Origin of the sequence: Akkermansia sp. UBA7090, from assembly GCF_002493465.1 — a bacterium.
Lineage (GTDB): Bacteria > Verrucomicrobiota > Verrucomicrobiia > Verrucomicrobiales > Akkermansiaceae > Akkermansia > Akkermansia muciniphila_A.
Genome location: NZ_DKYW01000016.1, coordinates 58,624 through 79,526, shown reverse-complemented (window position 1 = coordinate 79,526; position 20,903 = coordinate 58,624). Strand labels below are relative to the sequence as shown.

Here is a 20,903-nt window from a genome sequence, read left to right as displayed (position 1 = left end):
GGTCCTACTTATGAAACAACACGCAAACCTTCCAAAAGCAGGCATTATTACAAGCCACTATTATTTCATTAAGACAAACTACGGTTCACTGTTACAGAACTTCGCTCTTCAGCGTTACCTGGAAAAAACAGGGCTCTTTCCTTTCCTGATCAAGCAGGAAGAAATCAGCCGTCCCCTTTCCTGCCCGGAGAAAATAAAGTTTTATCTTTTTCATCCTCTTCAACTGTTCCGCCGAATTTTCCAAAAACCTGTACGGGAAGCGGAGGAAAAGGAACAGCGGATTGTCCGCTTCAATCAGGAACATCCGCGCCCCTTTGAATCTTTCATCAGCAAACACCTTAACGCCACTCCCATCACCTATGACCGCGACAAATTACGCGAGCATCCACCGGAAGCGGATGTTTACCTGGCAGGCAGCGACCAAATATGGACCCTTGATGATTTTGATAAACTGCTGAATTTTGCTCCTCCGGGAAAACGGATAGCCTATGCGGCCAGCGCCAACTGGGGAAAACAAAGCAAACGATGGTTTATTGAAGCCAGGCGGGAACTGCCCTGTTTTACAGGAATCTCCGTCAGAGAGACTGAAGGCAGGGAAATCTGCCAGAAAGCCGGTATTGAACAAGTGGAAGTCGTTCTGGATCCAACTTTGTTGCTGGATTCTTCAGAATACACCTCTCTAGTCACGGCGCAATCCACCTACCTCCCTCCTGACTCCATTCTCGGGTATTTCCTCAATACGGATACCCTCACAGAAATTTACTGGGATCAAATTCTTGACTCATTCAAGGGAAATCCTCTTCGCATCATTCCCCTGCAAGGAACAGAACTCTGCATTCCTGAAGACAACATCATTACCCCTGATCCTTATGAATTCATCCAGGCTTTCAAGGAAGCGAAAAATATCATCACCAATTCCTTCCACGGCACGGTTTTTTCCATCATCATGCGCAAGCCGTTTCTGAGCATTCTTCAGGCAGGAAACACGGCCATTCAAAATACGCGTTTCTTCTCTCTCCTGAAATCCCTGGGACTGGAAGACAGAATTTACGCACCGGAGAAAGGGTCCATGCGGGAACAGATGGAACAGAAAATTCAATGGGAAGCCGTAGAAAACAGACTGGAACAACTCCGCGCCCACTCTACAGAATTTCTGAAAAAAGCCATTCATCAAAGCATTTGCCGCCATGGCTGAAGAAAACAGCAATAAGCGCATTGCCCGCAACACCATACTGCTTTACACCCGTTCGCTGATCAATCTGGTCATCGGGCTGTACACGTCGCGCCTTACCCTGGACGCGCTGGGAATAGCGGATTACGGGATTTACAACGTCGTCGGCAGTCTGGTGGCGCTCTTCGGCCTGTTCAACGGCAGTCTGAACACGGCGATCAGCCGGTTCATCACCTATGAACTGGGAAGGAACAACAACCAAAGGCTGAACAAGGTTTTTTCCTCATCCCTGAGCATCCTCTTCATTTTTGCCCTGGTGATATTCATCCTGGGGGAAACCGTGGGGCTGTGGGCAATTAATTGCCGCATGGTTTTTCCCGCGGACCGAATGAATGCCGTCAACTGGGTCTATCAGATTTCCCTGATGACATTCCTGGTAAGCCTGCTCAACGTGGCGTACACCGCAACACTGACAGCGCATGAAAATTTCCGGGTGCTGGCGACAGTTGAAATCCTGCTGACAGGGGTCAGAGTAATATGCGTCATCCTGCTGTATTACGTTCCCATGGACAGGCTGATTTATTTCGCCGGATACTGTTTTCTGCTCACCCTGGCTTCAAGCGGCTTTTACGCCCTTTACTGCAACCGGCATTACCCCAGCTGCCGCTACCGGGCCATTCTGGATAAACCATTTCTCAAGGAAATGGGAGCATTCTATTCGTGGAACCTCTTCGGCTCTATCGCCTGGCTGCTGAAGGGGGCCGGCATCAATGTGGTCATCAACCTCTTTTTCGGCGTACTCATCAACGCCGCGCAGGCCGTGGCGTCCCAAATCTCATCCGGAGTAACCTCCCTGATGGGGAGTTTTTCCAGCGCCATGCAGCCGCAAATCACGAAAAGCTACGCGGCGGAAGACTACGAACACATGTGGAAGCTTGTCTTCAACGGAACGCGCTACAGCTTCTTTCTGCTGGCCGTCTTCATGCTTCCCCTGTGCTTCAACATTGATTTCATCCTCTCTCTCTGGCTCAAGGAAATCCCCGCGTACACCAATATCTTCGTGGTTCTTCTCCTGGCTAACGTGCTGGCGGAGAGCTACTCCACCTATTTGATCACCGTTCTTCTGGCTACCGGGAAAATCGCCCTTTATCAGGCCAGCGTGGGAACAATTCTCCTGTTGAATGTCCCGTTAAGCTATCTGGTTTTTCAATGGGGATTCCCGCCCGTTTCTTTCCTGGTCGTCTCCATTGTCCTGACCATCATAGCGCTGATAATGAGGCTCTGGCTTCTGAAAAAAATGCTCCACTTTTCCATACTTTCCTTTCTTAAACAGGTGGTTTTCAAAACAGTCGCCGTCAGCCTGCTGATTTGCCTTGTCAACTGCGCCCTTTATCTGCTGTTGCCTGACATGTACGGAAAACGCGTTATTTTTCTCTTTTCAACGTCTCTCTTGTCCATCCTTCTCATTTACCTGACAGGATTGAACAACCAAGAAAAAACATTGATTCTTCAACAGCTTAAAAAAAGAATTGCCTCCCTTATCCGTTCCTGATTTAAAACCTTCCCGTTAACTGCAATCCATCATCCACGAATATGCTGAACCTCCTGAAAAAAATTTCCAACCGCCTCAATGCCATATGTTATACGCGTTCCAGCCGTTATAAACTAAGGTATCTTTATTCCTACGACCGGAAAAGGTTCATCCGCCATGCAGGTTCTCTTCACCATGAAGAAAAAGAACAGAAACTGGCCTCTGTCATCATGGCTTACCACGTAGTGGAAAAAGGATTAAGCATGCCTGAAAGACGCCTGGGGTTCGGCCATGATGCCGTACTGAATCTCATCAGTCTGATAAGGGATTATTCAGAAAAATTCCCTCAAGATGATCAAATTCTGCATGCTATTTCCGTCTTGGACGCTTACCGCGAAGTGCACAGAAAAGAAAATTTCAACCTTAGTCCGGATCTCCAGCAGGCGCTGGACAGCCTGCTGGCGGACTTCCCTCCCGCGGACCACGGAAAAGGCCATATGGAAATGACCAGGGAGCAATATTACGCCCATTTGGAATCCCCCTTTCCTGAATTTTCGGCATCCCGACATTCCGTGCGCCACTTCAACGGCCCAGTTTCACTGGAACAAATAGAACAAGCCGTATCCCTTGCCCGCAATGCCCCATCCGCCTGCAACAGGCAGCATGCCCGCGTCCATTGCATCTGTGATAAGGAAATCCGGGAAAAAGTGCTTTCCCTTCAGAATGGAAACAGGGGATTCGGGCATTTGGCAGACAAGCTGCTCATTATTACGGCGGATCTCCACGACATCCGCTGGGAAGAAGAGCGGAACGACCTGTACACTAACGCAGGCATCTTCCTGATGAACCTTTGCTATGCGCTTCATGCAAACAAGGTAGCCCACTGTCTCCTGAACTGGTCCGTATCCCCCCTTCAGGACATCCGGTTGAGACAACTGGTTTCCATCCCCGACCATGAAACCGTCGTTTGCATTCTTGCCTGCGGCGATTGCCCAGAACAGTTTTCTTTAGCGGCCTCGCCTCGTAAACCTGTCAGCAAGATATTAACAATACACCGGTAATGATGGCCGTACTTACGGATCAATTTACCCTGATTTATTAATATTCGGAAACATGCCTGGTCGTAAATGCTCAAAAGGCATAGTACGATAAAATAATATGAATCAACGTATAGAAGAGAAAACAGGAAGGCTGAGATACTTTGACGCCCTCCGGGGCTTTTCCATGATTTTCGTCGTATTCAGCCATGTAATGGTGCTCTCCATGGGCTTAACTGATGTCAAGGACAGCATGGTAAACTGGGTGATCATGACTTTCCGGATGCCGCTGTTCTTTTTTGTCAGCGGCTTCTTCGCCTACAGGGTTTGCACAAGATGGACCGCATCCCTTGTGGGTGACGTCATCAAAAGGAAAATTCAGGCACAAATAATTGGAACGATTGTGTTTTATTCCCTGTTCCTGTTTTGCCATGATCAGGAAGTCTTCTACTGGCTGCACGGAGGTTTCGGAGCATATTGGTTTACCATCACCCTGTTTCAGATGTTCATGATCTTCCTGGCTCTGTCTCTGCTATCCAGGCTGTTTTGTTCGGAGCATGTGCTGGACATCGGGCTCCTGCTCGTTTCTTCCATTTATTTCCTCTCTTTTGGGATGCCGGCGATCAAGGAATTCCAGGCTTCCCCCTTGGGAAACATATTATCATGCGAGCATGTAATAACTTATTTCCAGTTTTTTGCATTGGGGATCTTTTGCCGTAAATACTGGAACAAATCTGCATATCTGTTAACGAAGAACTGGTTGAAAACTTCTTCCATTGTCATCTTTGCGGCATGCCTTATTGTGATTAAATCCAATTCATATTTCCAAATATTCCCCCCCCCATTTTATCAAAATCAGTTGGCATCCTTGTCCGTTATGCCGGTCTAATGGTTGTAGTTTCATTTTTCTTCAATAAGGAGAAATATTTCAATGAAGGGCATCTTACAGGCAGTCTTCTGGAATACATCGGCCGGCGCACGTTAGACATTTACCTGCTCCATTACTTTTTCCTTCCCAATCTGAAATTCTTACAGCCATTTTTAACCACAGGCAATACGGTCATCATTCAACTGTTTATCGGCATCACCGTATCAGCAGCCATCATCACCCTCTGTCTATTGATAAGCAATGTACTTCGTTCCAGCAACTTTCTCGCGTCCTGGCTATTTGGCGTCAAACCGCCTCCAAAGTGAAGAAATCCACGGCGCTCCATGCCTGACAGCCCCATGGATGGTTCTTGAATAAAGAAGAAAAGACCTAGTTTCATAAACGTCAAACGCAGGACATATTTGAGATTTTCTAAAATTCCATCCATATCATATATGAAGCAAATCACTTCACTCAGAGGGCTGGCGATTATTCTGATCATTCTTTTTCATCTCAATCCGGAACATTTCCCCTACGGCTACTTCGGCGTTGAAGTATTTCTGGTGATTTCAGGCTACCTGCTCATGAAATCCTTCCAGAAACAGCAGATGCAAATCCGTCTGGGGGAATTTGCCCGTAAAAAAGTGTTACGGCTGTTTACTCCGGTTGCCGTCATTATTCCGCTTACCCTCCTGGCCGGCATGTTCTTTCTGGACTACACGGACCTGGAGACGGCCAGTTCCACAGGCGGATACGCGCTGATAGGCGCCGCAAACAGGTTCCTGGCCATCATCCAGTCCGACTATTTCGCGCAGGATTCCTCCGGAAATCCATTCCTGCACATGTGGTATCTGGCGGTGACGGCGCAAATTTATCTTTTGTTCGCCGCGGGATGCGTCCTGTACCGCTACCTTCCCAAACGGGCAGCGGCCTCTCTTTTCTGGCTCGCCGGCATCGGGTCCTTTCTCTGGGCCTATTCCTATCCCATTCACAACCTGTTGCAGGAAATCGGCGTGCCCGTATGGGAACAGATTCACGCTCCCTCCCATTACATGATGCTGCCCCGTTTATGGGAGGTTTGCGCGGGGATTTTGTTAGCAATCTACCCCCCCCCCTTAAGTTCAACACGTTGCACAAACCTGTCAAAAAACGATCTCCTTTTTCTCCTTGGAGTATCATGCATCCTCGTTCCCGCTCTTTCTCATGGAAAGAACGTTTCCCTCTGTTCGGCAGCCGTAGTTTTGGGGACATGCCTGGTGATCCGGTATGCGGAATACGGCAGGCTGCATCAATACTTCAACAATAAACCGCTGCTGTGGATTGGGGGCATTTCATTCTCCCTTTACCTGGTGCATATGCCTCTCATCGCGTTTTATCATTCGTGGTTTCTCCATGCTCCCGGATGGCCCGCCATGCTTGCCATCGGAGCGGCGTCCGCAGTCCTGGGAGGCCTCCTGTACCTTACAGTAGAGAAAAAGCGCATGAAGATGAAATGGTTTATCCCCTTATACCTTTTCGCGCTGCTTCTATGTGTCGCAGGAAGGCAGACGGAAGGATTCCGGAACTACATCAACAAGGAAATCAACTCCATTTCCAGCCCCCGGCTGCATGGCGCATCGGAAATCAAATCCCCTGAAGCCGCCCGGGGATTTGATAAGGAAGCCATCAGATTTAACAGCAACATCTTTTCCTTCGTCAGCAGATCCGATTTCAAGGGAAGTGCGGAACCCAGCCTGCTGCAGCTGGGTTCTTCTTCCGGAACTCCATCCATAGTCCTGTTGGGAGACAGCCATGCCTCTGCGGCCTTTTGCGGTCTGGACGCCGCATGCAGGGAACTGGGCGTCTCCGGGATTTACGTTTCCTCCGTCATTTCACCATTCTGGAACCGGGAATTGCCCGCGCTGCCGTTTGATGAAAGCTACTATTGCGACGAGAAAAAAATAAAGGCCCTCATGGCATGGCTGAACGTCCACCCGGAAATTAACCATGTGGTGATAGCCCAGCACTGGAGCGCCCGTTACGGCAGTAAAAACATACTGGACTGGAAACTGAAGCCGCTTCCTGCCGGAGAACCGGCCTATTCAGCCTCCCTCCGCGCATTTATCTCCGAACTGCGGGCGATGGACAAGCAAGTCATCCTGCTGGCCCCTACCCCGCTCATTAAACAAAATAATGTGGCTAAATTCATCAGGAACCTGGTACGCAGGGGGGAAACGGGACAAGGCCGGGAAAGCCTTACCTGCACGCGGCAAAAATACAGGGAAGATCACGCCGCCGTGCTTCCCATCCTTGACCGGCTTGAACAGGAAGGACTTTGCACCGTCCTGCGCATCCTTCCCCATATACCGGCGGACAGGCCGTTCAACGCCTATGAACATGGGGAAATCCTGTACAAGGACAAAGACCACATGTCCAGCAAAGGCTCCATCAGGCTCTTCCAACACCTGAAGCCCCAGTTAAGGAAAGCGCTGGAAAAGGAATCCGCGGCATCAGCAGTTTCGCAAAAGCCATCCCCGTGGCCGCGCCTGCCGCAGAACAGGCAGGGAACCGTTTAAATCAATCTGTCTTTTGTGGAAGCAATCAAGTTTTCCCTGGGAAAAATGCCCTTGCACGATGTAATAACGCGCCGAATATTTAACACTTTTTGTCATACGTTGAACATATCTTCCCATTTCTTTTCTGGTATTGAAGATACCCTTGCTAAAAATAAAAATATTGTTACCGTATCCTTCCCCTCTAATTATGCAACATAAAACCATTATTGCAACATGTACGGCCATGGCCGCTTTTTCCGGCATGGCTTCTGCCGATATCCAGCTTCCCCTGGATGTTGTCAACGCCAATAACGGCGGCAAGGCATTCTCCGCCCAGCTGGGAACAGGCTACGCTACCAAATATATCAGCCGCGGCCTGGCTTTCCAGAATTCCGCCAGTGACCATGTCATTCCTCTGGAAGCCGTCGGCGCCTATCAACTGAACAATCAATATTCCCTGATAGGCGGATTGAAATATCAGTGGCTGACGGATAATGGTCTGGAACACAATGATTCCGGCATTTGCGACGAAGGATCGGCCATTTTAGGCGTCAGCCGCAAATTCGGAAAATCGACTATCGCGGCACTGAGTTACCAGTTTGTTCACGGCGGTATCCCCGGAAGTTTCAACATCCACAATACAGGCAACAACTCCGGCTTCCCTGCTTTCAGCCACAACAGGCCGGAAGAACACAGCTTCGTTCTGGACATTCACCATGACTTCGGCAAAGGTCTGGAAAACTTCTTCTGGGACTGCCGCGTCCAATACACGTTCCGCTGGATGACTGGCTGGTGGTTCACCAACACCCTGGGGTACAAGTATGACGTCAACAAATCCACCTCCGTTATCGTGGCGGGCACCTGGAACGCCACGGCCGGTTATTTTGACAGCAATTCCCTGAACGCCAACGGAACGCAGGGCATTTCCCTAACGGTTTCCGCCCCTGTCAAGGCAACGGAAGACCTGACCGTGACTCCGTTTGTGGGAACGGTCTGGCTCGGCAATGGCGGCCTGGCGGCCAACCACCGCGGCGCCTCCGCCCGCTTCCCCTACAGGGAACCATCCAAGGTTTACCGCAATTTCACCTTCGTCGCCGGGGTAGGAGTTGCCTATTCCTTCTAAAAATCTGACTGTCACTCACTCAACCAACGCAGGCTCCGGCATGTGCCATCAATCATGCCGGAGCCTTTCTTTAACTTTTCATATCCCCCGTTTTCCATACCGCCCCCCGTTCAGGAACAAGTGGCCGCCCTGAGCGACGCGTTTGCCATCGCAGGCAACTTCCTCCATTGCGAAACCATTAACAGCGGCCACATCAACATGACCTTCCGGGCTACCTGCCTGGAGCCGGACGGCACCACCCGCCGCTATATCTTCCAGCGCGTGAACGGCGTTGTGTTTCCCTGCCCCAGAGACGTCATGCACAACGTGGAAAAAGTGACCAACCACATCCGCTGGAAAATGCTCCGGGTGCTGAAAATGCCCTTCCGCCAGACGCTGAACCTGTACTCCGCGCGAGGGGGTCCGCAAGTATCTGGAAATTCCCGGTTCCGGCTTCTGGCGATGCTACAACTGCATTGAAAACACCCACACGTTCGACGTGGCGGACCATCCCCGCCAGGCTTACGAAGCGGCCCGGGCTTTCGGCGCTTTCCAACAGCTCCTGTGCGACATGAATCCGGAGGACATCCATGAAACCATTCCATTCTTCCACCACCCCCGCAGACGCTTTGACCATTTGGAAAAAGCGGCGGAGACGGACGAGGCCGTCTGCGTCATTGACCTGGATACCGTCATGCCCGGAAGCGTCCTGTACGACTTCGGAGACATGGTGCGCACGATGACCTCCCCCACGGCGGAAGATGAAGAAGACCCGGACAAAACCTTCATGCGCATGCCCATGTTCGAGGCCGTCGTCAAGGGATATCTGGAGACCGCCAGGGACTTCATCACGCCGCAGGAAGTCTCCAAACCCGCTTTTTCCGGCCTGCTCATCACGCTGGAAACGGGAATCCGCTTCCTGACGGATTACCTGGAAGGAGACGTTTATTTCAAAACGAAAAAAGAACGGCACAACCTGTACCGGGCCCGCACCCAGCTCAGGCTGGCGGAAAGCATGGAAGAACAAATGCCAGAAATGGAAGAATACGTCCGGAAATGCTTCCAGACCGTTAACGGCTGAGTGGGCATCATCGGCATTATTCCAATTTTATGATAGTACCGGGACGCGGGCAGGTGCTATACTGCGGCGCATGTTAAAAAATATTTCTCCCCTCATCAGCCCCTCCCTGCTGAAAATTCTCGCGGAAATGGGGCATGGCGACGAAATTGTCTTTTCAGACGCCCACTTTCCCGCCCATACCTTCAACCCTACGGTGCTGAGGGCGGACGGCCTGGGGGCGGACGCCCTGCTGGCCGCCGTCATTCCCCTGTTGGAACTGGACGCCTACGCCACCCCTGTCATCATGATGGCCCCGGTTCCGGGGGACTCCCTGGACCCTGCGGTAGAGGCCAAATACCGCAAGGCCCTGAATTATGACGGGGAGATTGAGCAAATGGAGCGCTACGCCTTTTACGAACGGGCTAAAAAGGCCTATGCCGTCGTCATCACCGGGGAAACGGCCAAATACGGCAACATCATCCTGAAAAAAGGCGTTACCCCTCTTTCCTGACCATTGCCCGCCAGACAGCCCCTTCCATGCAGTACGACTTTGACGAAGTAATCGACCGCCGCGGCACCGGAGCCCTGAAATATGAAGCCCTGCTGCCCCGCTGGGGCCGGGACGACCTGATCCCCCTGTGGGTGGCGGACATGGACTTCAGGACGCCCCCCTTCATCATGGAAGCCATCCGCCGCCGCTGCGAACACGAAGTCCTGGGATATACCGTCAAGCCCCGCGCTTTCTTTGAAGCCATCCGGGACTGGGTGGGGCGCCGCCACGGGTGGAAGGTGAACGCCTCGGAAATAGGCTTCGCTCCGGGCATTGTTCCCGGCATTTCCAGCGCCATCCAGTGTTTTACGGACCCGGGGGACAAAATCATGATCCAGCCTCCGGTATACCATCCCTTCGCCATGATTATCCGGGAAAACGGCCGGGAAACCGTCAACAATCCCCTCATTCTGGAAAACGGCCGCTACCGCATGGACTTCAACCACATGCAGGAAGCCGTGCGCGGCTGCCGCATGTTCATCCTGTGCAATCCCCACAATCCCGGAGGCCGCGTATGGAGTCCGGAGGAGCTGCGCCGCGTGGCTGAAATCTGCACGGCAAGCGGCACGCTGGTTGTTTCCGATGAAATCCATGCGGACCTGACCCTCCCCGGCCGCAGGCACACCGTATTCGCCACCGTTTCCGAACAGGCCCGCATGAACTCCGTCACCTACATGGCGCCCAGCAAAACCTTCAACGTGCCCGGCCTGGGCAGCTCCTACATGATTTGCCAGAATCCGGACCTGTTCGCGAAATACCAGGACTTCGTCAGCGGGAGGGAGCTTGCGGAAGGGCACGTCTTCGCGTACGAAGGGCTCATCAGCGCCTATTCCGGCCCGGCGGGGGAGGAATGGCTGGCCCAGGCGCTGGACTACATTCAGGAAAACATCCGCTTCATTGACCGGGAACTGCGCCGCCGCATGCCCAAAATCAAGGCCATCATGCCGGATGCCTCCTACCTGGTCTTTCTGGACTGCCGGGAACTGAACCTTTCCCAGAAGGAGCTGGTGGAGTTTTTTGTGGACGGCGCGCGCCTGGCTCTCAACGACGGTTCCATCTTCGGCAAGGAAGGGGAAGGCTTCATGCGCCTGAACGCGGGCTGTCCCCGCTCCATCCTGGAACGGGCGCTCAACCAGCTGGAGGAAGCTTACCAAAACCGCGGGTTCCGGCGGCAACAGGCCCAGGGTTAAAAACAGGTTGCACGCTCTCCGGCAATGGAGTCCATTCCCGGAACCATGCATTGGGAAAACTTTTCCGGGGACATCCGGCCCCGCCGGATTTTCTCCTGTTGGGTCTCCGTGCGGAAAAGGTCACGGCGCGGCGGAAAGGGAATATCCGCACATCCTCTTCCGCCGTTTCACCCACGGCAGCGCCTTATTCTTCCCTCCCATGCCGGGAAACGCTCCCGGGACGCCGCCATGACTTTGCTTGCAAAATAAAAGGAAAGGAGTATCGTTCCCCGCATGTACTATATCACCACGGCCATTGACTACACCAACGGACCGCCCCACATCGGGCACGCTTATGAAAAAGTCCTGGCGGACGTTCTCGCGCGCTGGCACCGGATGAAGGGGGAGGAAGTCTATTTCCTGACCGGGGTGGACCAGCACGGGCAGAAAGTGCAGCAGACGGCGGAAAAGCTGGGCATTACGCCGCAGGAGCATGTCAACAACATCACCGCCCAGTTCCTGGCGCTGTGGGACCGCCTGGGCATCAGCAATGACGGATGGGCCTCCACGACGGACCCGCGCCACAAGGCCTGCGTGCAGAAAATCCTGACGGACCTGAAAGACAAAGGCCAGCTTTACAAAAAATCCTACAAGGGGTTCTATTCCGTGCGCCAGGAACAGTTCCTGACGGACAAGGAACGGGACGCGGAAGGCAACTTCGGCCCGGAATGGGGGGAAGTGGTGGAACTGGAGGAAGAAAACTGGTATTTCCGCCTGACCGACCATGTGGAATGGATGAAGCAGTTCGTGGAAAAGAGCGGCGATTTCGTTCTTCCGGCCTTCCGCAAGGCGGAAGTGCTCAACGCCATTGACTTTGACTCGGACCTCTGCATTTCCCGCCCCAAGAGCCGCCTTTCCTGGGGAATCGAGTTCCCGTTCGACCCCGAATTCGTCACCTACGTCTGGTTTGACGCCCTGATCAACTACATTTCCTTCGCCGGCTATCTGGCGGAGCCGGACAGCGGCCTGCCGGATTTCTCCAAACTCTGGCCCGCGGACTGCGAAGTCATCGGCAAGGACATTCTGGTGCCCGCCCACGGCGTGTACTGGCCCGCCATGCTGCATGCCATGGGCTTCTCCGACGAGGAAATGCCCACCCTGCTCGTGCACGGCTGGTGGAACATCAACGGGGAAAAAATGTCCAAGTCCATCGGCAACGTGGTGGACCCCAACCTGCTGGCGGAACAGTTCGGCCCGGAACCCGTGCGCTATTACCTGGTGCGGGACATCACCACCGGGAAGGACGCCAACTTTGACGCGGACCGCCTGGTCATGCTGTACAATACGGAGCTGGCCAACGACCTCGGCAACCTGTGCAACCGCTCCATCAACATGACGCGCCGCTATTGCGACTCCGTTATCTCCGGCGCGGAGGCATATGATGACGAAGCCTCCAGGGCCCTGCGCGCCACCATGGACCAGGCCGTCACCCTGTTTTCCAAATACATGGACGACAACATGGTCTCCGACGCCCTGGCGGCCCTGAACGCCCAGGTCTCCGCCTGCAACGCGTACATTGAGCAGCAGCAGCCCTGGCAGCTGGCCAAGGATGAAGCCTCCGCCCCGCGCCTCCGCTGCGTGCTGCGCCATTTGCTGGAATGCTGCGCCCAGACGGGCTATCTCATCGGCTGCGTCCTGCCGGACGCCTCCGCCCGCATTCTGGATCAGCTCAACGCCGGGGACCTGTTCCGGGAACTCACGCCGGCCGCGCTGGAATGGGGAATCCTTCCCGCAGGGCACCGCATCAATGATCCCGCCCCCGTCTTTCCCCGCATTCTTTCGGATGAGGAAAAGGCCAAACTGGCTGAAAAAGCGGCCAGGGCGGCAAAAAAACAAGGCTGATTCCCGTGAGCTCCCCCGCATCCTTCGTCAAATCCCTGCTGGCCCAATGCTGCCTGGGCGGCATTTGCGAGTGGGTGGTCTGCCCCGGCGCGCGCAATATGGCGCTGCTCCAGGTGCTGGCCGCCGCGGAGGATCTGGTGAAATGGACTCACTTTGACGAACGGTCCGCCGCTTTCTTTGCGCTGGGCCGCATTCAGGATATGGGGCTGCCCGTGGCCGTGGTCACCACCTCCGGAACGGCGGCGGCGGAACTGCTCCCCGCCGTGGTGGAGGCCTACTACCAGCGCCGCCCCCTGCTCCTGCTCACGGCGGACCGCCCGGCTGCCTTCCGGGGCTCCGCCGCTCCCCAGGCCATTGAACAGGCAGATCTGTTCGGCATTTACGCACCCACGATTGACCTGGAAACGCCGGAAAACCTGCCGGAAGACATTTTGCAAGACTGGGATTACGCCTCCCCGCTCCACATCAACGTGTGCCTGCCGGACCCGGACCCTGCCTGGAATCCCGGCAGCTGTGACCTTTACCCGGCGGAACCTCCGGAGGAAAACGGCTTCCGGGGTTCCCTGGCGGAGCTGGCCCGGGCCCTGCGCTTCACATCGCGCGACGGGCTGGTAGTCATGATCGGCGGCCTGGACCCCACGGAACAGGCCCCGGCCCGGTGGCTGGCCAACGAACTGAAAGCTCCCGTGGTGGCGGACGCCACCTCCGGACTCCGGGAAGAGCTGGCCCATCTGGCCCTGACGGACGCGGACGCCCTGCTGCGGGAACACCCGCCCGCCGTCCTGCTTAGATTAGGGGACGTGCCCGTGGCCCGCTTCTGGCGCGACCTGGAGGACATTCCGGCCACGGAAGTCTTTTCCGTCACCCGCACCGGCTTCTCCGGGCTGGCCCGCCCTTCCTCCGTCGTCACCGGAGATCTGGAGGCCATTCTGCACGCGCTGGGGGATATAGATACCGTGGGCGACGTCAACGGTCTGCGCGCCATGAACAAACGCAGAAAAGCCCTGATGGAGGAATTGCTCATCACCTGCCCGGAAAGCGAACAGGCCATGGTGCGCTCCTTCTCCTGCTTTGCCGCGGACAGCGACTGCATTTACCTGGGCAACTCCATGCCCGTGCGGTACTGGAACAGCTTCGCCCAGACGGCCATCCCCACGGAAAACGTCCGCGCCAACCGGGGAGCCAACGGCATTGACGGGCAAATCTCCGGCTTTCTGGGGGTCTCCGCCAGGTGCTCCCGCTCCTGGGCCCTCGTGGGCGACCTGACCGCCATGTATGATTCCAATGCCCTGGCGCTCCTTCCCCAACTGGACAAGGGCACGCGCGTCCTAGGCGTCATCAATAACGGGGGCGGCGGCATCTTCCGAGCCCTGCCCGGGGCGGACGGACATTCCGAAGCCATGAGGAAACTGCTGGTGCAACCCCACGCCCATTCCTTCAAGGCCATTGCGGAACAATGGGGCATGCGCTACCTGGCGATCCGCACGGCGGAGGACTTCGATCAGCTTGATTCCCTGGAGGAAAACAGCCAGACGCTTGTAGAACTTATCCCGGACAGGGAACAGACGGAACAGATGCGCCTCCGGCTGGCTAACGCCTAAATGAAGGCAAGCCTTTACCAAAGACCGGAGCGAAGACGATCCTCCGCCCGGCCATATCTTGCGGTTCTCTCCACATGGCTTGAAAGTACCAGATAAAAATAACATTTCCTCCATCTGACCATAGGGGAATTTCTTTCTTGCCTGACGAAGAGAAGAAAACAGCCTCACCATGGTGGTATTCACCAAGCCGCATTCAACAGGGAAACGCCGGGCAACAACATGTCCGCCTTAATTCATACGGAAGGAAGCGCCGCGCCGCAATCCCTTTTTCCGCCTCCAGAATGCTCTGATGCAGTATCCCCGCTATAAAAACACCTCCCTGTATGGGCATGCAAAAACCGGGCGGAACATCAATCCACCCGGTTTTTGCAGCCGCCCGGCGCGAACGCCGGAGGCATGGGTTTTCCGGCCTCCCGCCGGTAACCCCGTTAAAGGTAGCTGCGCACCACGCCGGCGACGCGTTCACGAGCTGCGGCAATGCGCTTGCGCAATTCCAGCGTGTAGGCCTCCATATCCCGGATAGGGGACTGGGCCACGCCGGAAATCATGGCCGCCTGGGCTACCGCCGGGCATTCCCATTCAATGATGCGGGGATCAATGGGCTTGGGAATCACGTAATCGATGCCGAAGCTGAGCGGGGCGCCCCCGTAAAGGTCAATCACCTCCTGTGGGACGGGTTCCTTCGCCAAATCAGCCAGGGCGCGGGCGGCGGCGATTTTCATCTGTTCATTGATGACGGAAGCGCGCACATCCAGGGCGGCACGGAAAATAAAGGGGAAGCAGGAAACATTGTTTACCTGGTTGGGCCAGTCGGAACGTCCGGATCCCATGATGCAGTCAGGCCGCGCTTTTTTGGCATCCTGGTAAGTGATTTCCGGGTCCGGATTCGCACAGGCGAAAATGATGGGGGAAGGAGCCATCAGCTTGACCATGTCCTGCGTGAGCAATCCCTTGGTGGAAAGCCCCAGGAACACGTCCGCTCCGGTGAGAGCCTCCTCCAGGGAACAGTCTTCCGACTGGGAAAACTGGGCTTTCGTGGCGTGCAGGTCAATGCGCCCGGTATGAATCAGCCCCTTGGAGTCAAACATATAGATATGTTCGCGGCGCACTCCCAGCGTCATGTAGAACTTGGCGCAGGAAATGCCGGCGGCCCCGGCCCCGACGACGACGACCTTCATATCCTCCAGCTTGCGGCCCGTCAACTCGGCTGCGTTCAAAAGGGCGGCGCCGGAGATCACCGCCGTTCCATGCTGGTCGTCATGGAACACGGGAATATTCATCTCCTGGCGGAGGCGTTCCTCCACCATGAAGCATTCCGGAGCCTTGATGTCCTCCAGATTGATGGCGCCGAAGGTGGGCTCCATGGTCTTGATCGTTTCAATCAGCTTTTCCGGCTCCTTCACGTTCAGCTCAATGTCAAAAACGTCAATGTCCGCGAATACCTTGAACAAAACGCCCTTGCCTTCCATCACCGGCTTGGCCGCATCCGGGCCGATATTGCCCAGCCCCAGAACGGCGGTGCCGTTGGTGATCACGCCCACCAGATTGGAACGCCCGGTATACAGGGCGCTCTGGGAAGGATCTTCCTGAATGCGGAGACAGGGTTCGGCTACGCCCGGGGAATAGGCAAGCGTCAAATCCCGTTGTGAAAAGCAGGGCTTGCAGGGAAGCGTTTCCACCTTGCCGGGGCGGGGCTGGGAATGATACTGCAAGGCGTCTAATCTAATATCGGAACTCATGATTGTAATGGAAAAACAAAAAAGCGAGCCTTGCTTGCACCACATAATCGCCATGCATTCAAGCAAATAATCAATTAATCGCGTCACACGCTCCGGCCCCAGAAAACCTCTTTTTACATTGATAGAAGCCTCCGGATATGCTAACAGGCAGTCGGATAATCACCTGTCATGTGACCATGGAACATACGCCTCCCCTCCCTTCCGGATTTAATATCAACGGTTATCTTATCCAATCCCTGAAGCAGACGGATTCCCTCTGCCATGTCTATTACGCTTCGGACGCCGACCATGTTCAATACCTGCTCCGCGAATTCTGTCCCCAGGGGCTCGCTGTGCGCGACCCGGAAAGCGGGAAACTGCGTTATCCGGAAAACACGGATATTGAACGGGAAGTTCTTCCGCTGAAGAATGATTTCGAAGCGCAGTTTCGCACGGGCTCCCTGGGGGAAATCCCCGCTCTGGGCACCCTGTACCTGGCTTATGCCATTCCCGGCGGCCATGCCGCCGCGCAGCCGGCTCCCGGCACGGCCGCCCCTGCGGCATCCCGACTCCAGCGCGATCAGCGGACCCTGGCCGCTCCCGGAACCGCCGGGGCGGCGCCCGTTCATGCGGGCTCCCTTCCCCAGCCGCGGAAAAAGAAGAACTCCGCCGGCATATGGATTCTCACCCTGCTCCTGCTGGGAGGAGCATGCGGAACCTATTATTTCACCCGGAACCCCGCGGAAAAACCCGTCTCTGCTCAGGAGCCGGACGTTCCCCACTCCAACAGGGAAAAGAAGGGAGCCGCCAAACCGGAAAAGAAAGCCGCCCCGCCCGCCGTGAGTGGGGAAGCCTCCCCCGAACAGGAAAACGCCGCGGGCCTCTCCCCGTCCGGACCGGCGGAGCAGCCGGAAAAAACGCCGCCGGCCACTTCCTCCGGGGAACGGAATGAAGACGCCCCGGGCGCTTTGGAGGAAAAATCCGCAGCCGCCCCGGCACAGCCTGATGAAAACTCCTCCACCCCCGCAGACGACGCTGCGGACGGAAAACAGCCGGAACCGCAACAGCCCGCCAACCGGAAGGAATCACAGGAGGGACAGACTGCCGCCAAACCTGCGCCCGTAGTGCGTCCGCGCGGGAAAGCCGCCAGGCAAACAACCAATATGGGGGATGTGAACGCCTATGTGAAAAAATTCGCCAAGCCCATGCCGCTGAACCAGTGGAGAAAACAATACGCCGAGCTGTACACGAGCTGGTTCGGCAATTCCGAGGAAGTAGCCAAAGGCTGGATCACCACCTTCGGCCCTCTGGGCTTCCGCGCCCGCGGCCTGGACGCCTCCTGGCCGGACACGAACTTCCGCGGCTTCTTCCCCAAAACCATGCTGGACCCCAACGGGGAACCCGTGGCGAACCTTTACACGGTCACCCAGGTGATTGAAGGTTCCCCTGCCGAAAAATACGTCAAGGAAGGTGACCTGATCCTGGGCATTGACGGACACCTCTTCAAAACGTCGCAAAGCCTGGACGTGCTTTACGGCCCTTATCAGCATCAGAACAGGCGCGGCCTGGACATGCACGCGGGCCTTCTGGTGGACAAGGCGGAAGGAGCCGGAAAAATCACCCTGAACCTCATTCCCGCGGAAAGCGTGGAAAAAATCCAGGGCATCCAGCCTCTCTGGAAGGAAGTTTTCCGGGAGGAACAGGCTAAAAAGCCCGTTTCCCTTTCCATTCCGGTAAAGGGCGGCCAGCAGGTGCGCCTGCGCGTGGATGACGGCGGCAACGGCATCGGCAGCGACGGCTTCGAATGGTCGGACCTGAGGCTGGAAGGCCCCGGCGGAACCGTTCCGCTGACCAAAGCCCAGCAATACACCGTGGGTTACGGAGAAGCCAGGTACGACGCCAAAAGCAAAATATGGCAGGCGCACGCCGTCTCTTCCCTGGTCTTTGATATCCCCAAGGGTGACTGGAACCTTAAAGGAACGGGAACCCCCAGGTGGTCCGCCTCCGTGGGCGTGACCGTACAGGTGGGCGGCTCCTCCGCCCTGCCGGACGCAGTGAAGAAATATGTGAAAAACGTCACCTTCAAAATCCCCCAGCTTGGTTCCTATGCCCTCGGCTTCCCCAAAAATTGCGCCAAGAGCAAAGCGGTAGTCCACATGATGAGCGAATGGCTGGCGGCCCAGCAGCGCGAGGACGGCTCCTGGGAACGCCCGGGCGGCTACTGCGGCAACCATTATGATACAGGCTGGGCCGGCCTGGCCCTGATGGCCACGGGCAACCCGAAGTATGACCCCGCCATTAAAAAAGCGGCTCAGTACATCGCCTTCTCCGGCTCCCAATGCTGGTGGGCCGTCCCCCAGGCTTCCGCGGGCATCTTCCTGTGCGAATACTGGCTGCGCTACCGGGACAACTCCGTGCTTCCGGCCATCCGCAACAGCGTGCAGCGCATGAAAAACGAAGTTCTTTATGGGGACTTCGTCACCGGCCACGGCATTCACCCGGGCTACCGGGGAACAGGCGTCAGCATCGGAGGTTCCCACATGTGCCTGTTCCTGGCGCTGGCCAGCAAAACTCCGGCGCGCACGGAAGACGGCGTGCTGGACAAAATGATGGACCATGCCCAGTCCATCTGCCCCACCGGCATGGGACCCTATGGCCGCATGACGGAAACCTTCACCTTTGAACCCGACCGTGAATGCGGGGGAACCTACTCCGGCCGTCACGGCCCGTACTACATCGCCTCCCTCATCTGCGGCGGACCGGAGCTGTACACAAAAAACAGCCGCATCATGTATGGGGAAGGCCCCATCGGCGGCTGTGACCAGGGCCACTCCTCCGAGACGCTCTCCATCATGTGGGCTCTCCCCGCCTACTGGCGAACCAATCCGGAAGCATATTACAAAAACATGGAGGCTTTCCGGTGGAAACTGACGCTGCTGCGCCCCTTTGACGGCGGCATGATGCAGAACCCCAACCGCCTGGAACTGATGACGGCGGACTCCGTCATCGGCACCTACATCCGCACCAGCATCTGGATCACGGCCCTCTGCGCGGAACGCCAGAATCTGGCAATTACGGGCAAGCCTGAATTCCAGGCCAAAACGTTCCGGAAGGTGCCCCCCATCATTGACACGGAATCCCGCTTCCTGAACACCTACGTGCGCAACTGGTCCATGGTAAACGCTGCGCTTGGAACCAAGGCCCCCGCCTCCCTGAAATCCGCCATCCGGGAATTGAAAAATATTCCGGTGGAACAGGGCTGCCGCTTTAAGCTTATCAATGTCGTCAACAACCGAGCCCTCCCCATTGCCAAGGCCATCATGGAAATTCCCGGGGTGGACCAGCTCACCAGGGCTACCTGCGCGGAAATGATTCTGGGCATGGATGTGCGCATTTTCTTTGAACCCAAGCTCAACGACGGCAACCCCCAGCCCGGGGAATATTCTCTGAACGTGGACGTCCAGCAGCCTCTGGGCGGCCGCGCCCTGGGGCTTCACCGCGACAAGGAGCTGGAAGGGAAAGCCAACTCCGCCTACAAATATGATTTTGCCGGCACGGTGCAATTCAGCGACACGACCACCTTCTCCCCCATGGAAACCATTTCCTGGACGCCCAATTCCAAATTCGGCGGCCAATGGAACGTCTACTCCTACAAGAAGGAACTCAGCGGCCCAACCCAGCCGGGCGTGCAAAAAATGAACGCCAAAATAAAATGGCGCGTCAATGACCTGGAGGTGGAATACGACCGCCCCATTGCCGTGGGCGGCTTTGAAGTGGGATGTGCAGAAAAGGCCCTCTCAGTCACCAACTGCAACCATCTGTGGGTGCCGGGCATCCTGATCCGGGATCACGGCAACTGGGGCTGCTCCTTCCATCTGCCGGACGGAACCTACATTTCCGCGGCCTCTCAGGGCAACCAGATAGAGGTGTACGACAAAACGGATAAAAAGAAGGAAAAAACCTGGGTTTCCCCGAATGACTCCTGCCTGACTCAGGGTTCCCGCTGCCTGTTCCGCGTTTCCACGGACTGGCACGGCCTGGAATGCCGCGTGCGTGAACTGAAACTGCTGGGAAGTTCCACGGAGGAAGTGGAGGACTACAAGCTGAAAGCCTCCACCGGAGGCCGTGTGGACACGGCCAAACTGATGGACCGGGACGCCACTACCATTGAGGAACTGGACGCTTCCCCCACGGAAGACGAGCCCCTGGTGCTGGAACTCACCCTGAAATCCCCTGCCGCCCTGCGCGCCGTGGACATCAAAATTGAAAAGGGCCACAACCGCCTCATCATTGAGGCCTACAAGGGAGGCAAGTGGATCCCCATCCACTGGGGTTCCCTGGGAGCCTCCACCGCTGGCGTCAGCGATGCGCAGAAAGCCATGTACGCCAATGAACCGGAAGTGCTGCGCATGCTCCAGCTTCCGGGCAACGGATTCATCAAATGCATGCGAACATTTGACCCCGTCACCACCAACAGGCTGCGCGTCAAACTCTTCCAGAAGGGCGGAAAAGTCCGCCTTGCGGAACTGCACGTGTACAAAGCGAACGCCGCCAAAAATATGGCTCTCCGCTCTTAAGCTGCGGCCGCCCGCAGCTGGAAATGACAAAAAGCCTTTGTGATAAGAGAATCCCGGCAGGAGCGCCAATCGCAGCGCCCCTG

General features: G+C 55.9%; 15 protein-coding genes. 13 read left to right on the top strand and 2 right to left on the bottom strand.

Translation table 11 applies throughout. The features are described from left to right. Positions 1 to 10 precede the first annotated feature (10 nt). The 4 genes from B3075_RS05765 to B3075_RS05750 all read left to right on the top strand — a co-directional run bounded on the left by B3075_RS05765 (position 11) and on the right by B3075_RS05750 (position 4,628). Entirely contained in the window at positions 11 to 1,195 is a 1,185-nt protein-coding gene (locus tag B3075_RS05765) for a polysaccharide pyruvyl transferase family protein (RefSeq protein WP_290488549.1), read from the top strand. Next, positions 1,188 to 2,723, top strand: a complete 1,536-nt coding sequence (locus tag B3075_RS05760) for a hypothetical protein (protein ID WP_290488550.1) — start codon at positions 1,188 to 1,190, stop codon at positions 2,721 to 2,723. Before B3075_RS05765 ends, B3075_RS05760 begins: the two co-directional genes overlap by 8 nt. Positions 2,724 to 2,764: 41 nt before the next feature. Then, a complete protein-coding gene (locus tag B3075_RS05755) occupies positions 2,765 to 3,763 on the top strand; it encodes a nitroreductase family protein (RefSeq protein WP_290488551.1) in 999 nt (332 codons plus the stop codon). Positions 3,764 to 3,860: 97 nt separating this feature from the next. Then, the gene (locus B3075_RS05750) at positions 3,861 to 4,628 is read left to right on the top strand and encodes an acyltransferase family protein (RefSeq protein WP_290488552.1); all 768 of its coding nucleotides are present in this window, start codon (positions 3,861 to 3,863) and stop codon (positions 4,626 to 4,628) included. A gap of 178 nt (positions 4,629 to 4,806) precedes the next feature. Here B3075_RS05750 and B3075_RS05745 read toward each other — a convergent pair whose 3' ends face one another. Beyond that, positions 4,807 to 5,055, bottom strand: coding sequence for a hypothetical protein (locus B3075_RS05745; RefSeq protein ID WP_290488553.1), 249 nt, complete (start codon positions 5,053 to 5,055; stop codon positions 4,807 to 4,809). Between the two features lie 7 nt (positions 5,056 to 5,062). Between B3075_RS05745 and B3075_RS05740 the strand changes: the two genes are divergently transcribed. The 8 genes from B3075_RS05740 to menD all read left to right on the top strand — a co-directional run bounded on the left by B3075_RS05740 (position 5,063) and on the right by menD (position 14,525). Next, the gene (locus B3075_RS05740; protein ID WP_290492044.1) at positions 5,063 to 7,162 is read left to right on the top strand and encodes an acyltransferase family protein; all 2,100 of its coding nucleotides are present in this window, start codon (positions 5,063 to 5,065) and stop codon (positions 7,160 to 7,162) included. 223 nt (positions 7,163 to 7,385) lie between these two features. Further along, positions 7,386 to 8,264, top strand: coding sequence for a hypothetical protein (locus B3075_RS05735; protein ID WP_290488556.1), 879 nt, complete (start codon positions 7,386 to 7,388; stop codon positions 8,262 to 8,264). 54 nt (positions 8,265 to 8,318) lie between these two features. After that, positions 8,319 to 8,723 (top strand): hypothetical protein, encoded by a 405-nt coding sequence (locus B3075_RS05730; protein WP_290488557.1) that lies wholly within the window; start codon positions 8,319 to 8,321, stop codon positions 8,721 to 8,723. Positions 8,724 to 8,742: 19 nt separating this feature from the next. After that, positions 8,743 to 9,324 carry a hypothetical protein gene (locus B3075_RS05725; protein ID WP_290488558.1) on the top strand — a complete coding sequence of 194 codons (582 nt, stop codon included), beginning with the start codon at positions 8,743 to 8,745 and terminating at the stop codon, positions 9,322 to 9,324. A 70-nt stretch (positions 9,325 to 9,394) separates the two neighbouring features. Beyond that, a complete protein-coding gene (fucU, locus tag B3075_RS05720) occupies positions 9,395 to 9,814 on the top strand; it encodes an L-fucose mutarotase (RefSeq protein ID WP_094136170.1) in 420 nt (139 codons plus the stop codon). Between the two features lie 26 nt (positions 9,815 to 9,840). Continuing rightward, positions 9,841 to 11,043 carry a MalY/PatB family protein gene (locus B3075_RS05715; RefSeq protein ID WP_094136171.1) on the top strand — a complete coding sequence of 401 codons (1,203 nt, stop codon included), beginning with the start codon at positions 9,841 to 9,843 and terminating at the stop codon, positions 11,041 to 11,043. A 273-nt stretch (positions 11,044 to 11,316) separates the two neighbouring features. Continuing rightward, positions 11,317 to 12,924 carry a class I tRNA ligase family protein gene (locus B3075_RS05710; protein ID WP_290488559.1) on the top strand — a complete coding sequence of 536 codons (1,608 nt, stop codon included), beginning with the start codon at positions 11,317 to 11,319 and terminating at the stop codon, positions 12,922 to 12,924. Between the two features lie 5 nt (positions 12,925 to 12,929). Continuing rightward, entirely contained in the window at positions 12,930 to 14,525 is a 1,596-nt protein-coding gene (menD, locus tag B3075_RS05705) for a 2-succinyl-5-enolpyruvyl-6-hydroxy-3-cyclohexene-1-carboxylic-acid synthase (RefSeq protein ID WP_290488560.1), read from the top strand. A 428-nt stretch (positions 14,526 to 14,953) separates the two neighbouring features. Here the strand turns inward: menD and B3075_RS05700 are convergent, their stop codons facing one another. After that, on the bottom strand, positions 14,954 to 16,264 hold the full coding sequence (locus tag B3075_RS05700; protein WP_094136215.1) for a malic enzyme-like NAD(P)-binding protein: 1,311 nt from the start codon (positions 16,262 to 16,264) through the stop codon (positions 14,954 to 14,956). Between the two features lie 176 nt (positions 16,265 to 16,440). On the opposite strand from B3075_RS05700, the gene B3075_RS05695 reads away from it, so the two are divergent. Further along, entirely contained in the window at positions 16,441 to 20,820 is a 4,380-nt protein-coding gene (locus tag B3075_RS05695; RefSeq protein WP_290488561.1) for a DUF6288 domain-containing protein, read from the top strand. The last annotated feature ends 83 nt before the right edge of the window (positions 20,821 to 20,903 follow it).

What these genes read in the sequence shown, in the direction of transcription:
- B3075_RS05700 (WP_094136215.1), bottom strand. Translation starts at nt 16,264, where the DNA reads ATGAGTTCCGATATTAGATTAGACGCCTTGCAGTATCATTCCCAGCCC.
- B3075_RS05740 (WP_290492044.1), top strand. Translation starts at nt 5,063, where the DNA reads ATGAAGCAAATCACTTCACTCAGAGGGCTGGCGATTATTCTGATCATT.
- B3075_RS05750 (WP_290488552.1), top strand. Translation starts at nt 3,861, where the DNA reads ATGAATCAACGTATAGAAGAGAAAACAGGAAGGCTGAGATACTTTGAC.
- B3075_RS05760 (WP_290488550.1), top strand. Translation starts at nt 1,188, where the DNA reads ATGGCTGAAGAAAACAGCAATAAGCGCATTGCCCGCAACACCATACTG.
- B3075_RS05710 (WP_290488559.1), top strand. Translation starts at nt 11,317, where the DNA reads ATGTACTATATCACCACGGCCATTGACTACACCAACGGACCGCCCCAC.
- B3075_RS05755 (WP_290488551.1), top strand. Translation starts at nt 2,765, where the DNA reads ATGCTGAACCTCCTGAAAAAAATTTCCAACCGCCTCAATGCCATATGT.
- B3075_RS05735 (WP_290488556.1), top strand. Translation starts at nt 7,386, where the DNA reads ATGGCCGCTTTTTCCGGCATGGCTTCTGCCGATATCCAGCTTCCCCTG.
- B3075_RS05730 (WP_290488557.1), top strand. Translation starts at nt 8,319, where the DNA reads ATGCCGGAGCCTTTCTTTAACTTTTCATATCCCCCGTTTTCCATACCG.
- B3075_RS05765 (WP_290488549.1), top strand. Translation starts at nt 11, where the DNA reads ATGAAACAACACGCAAACCTTCCAAAAGCAGGCATTATTACAAGCCAC.
- B3075_RS05715 (WP_094136171.1), top strand. Translation starts at nt 9,841, where the DNA reads ATGCAGTACGACTTTGACGAAGTAATCGACCGCCGCGGCACCGGAGCC.
- fucU (WP_094136170.1), top strand. Translation starts at nt 9,395, where the DNA reads ATGTTAAAAAATATTTCTCCCCTCATCAGCCCCTCCCTGCTGAAAATT.
- B3075_RS05695 (WP_290488561.1), top strand. Translation starts at nt 16,441, where the DNA reads ATGGAACATACGCCTCCCCTCCCTTCCGGATTTAATATCAACGGTTAT.
- B3075_RS05745 (WP_290488553.1), bottom strand. Translation starts at nt 5,055, where the DNA reads ATGGATGGAATTTTAGAAAATCTCAAATATGTCCTGCGTTTGACGTTT.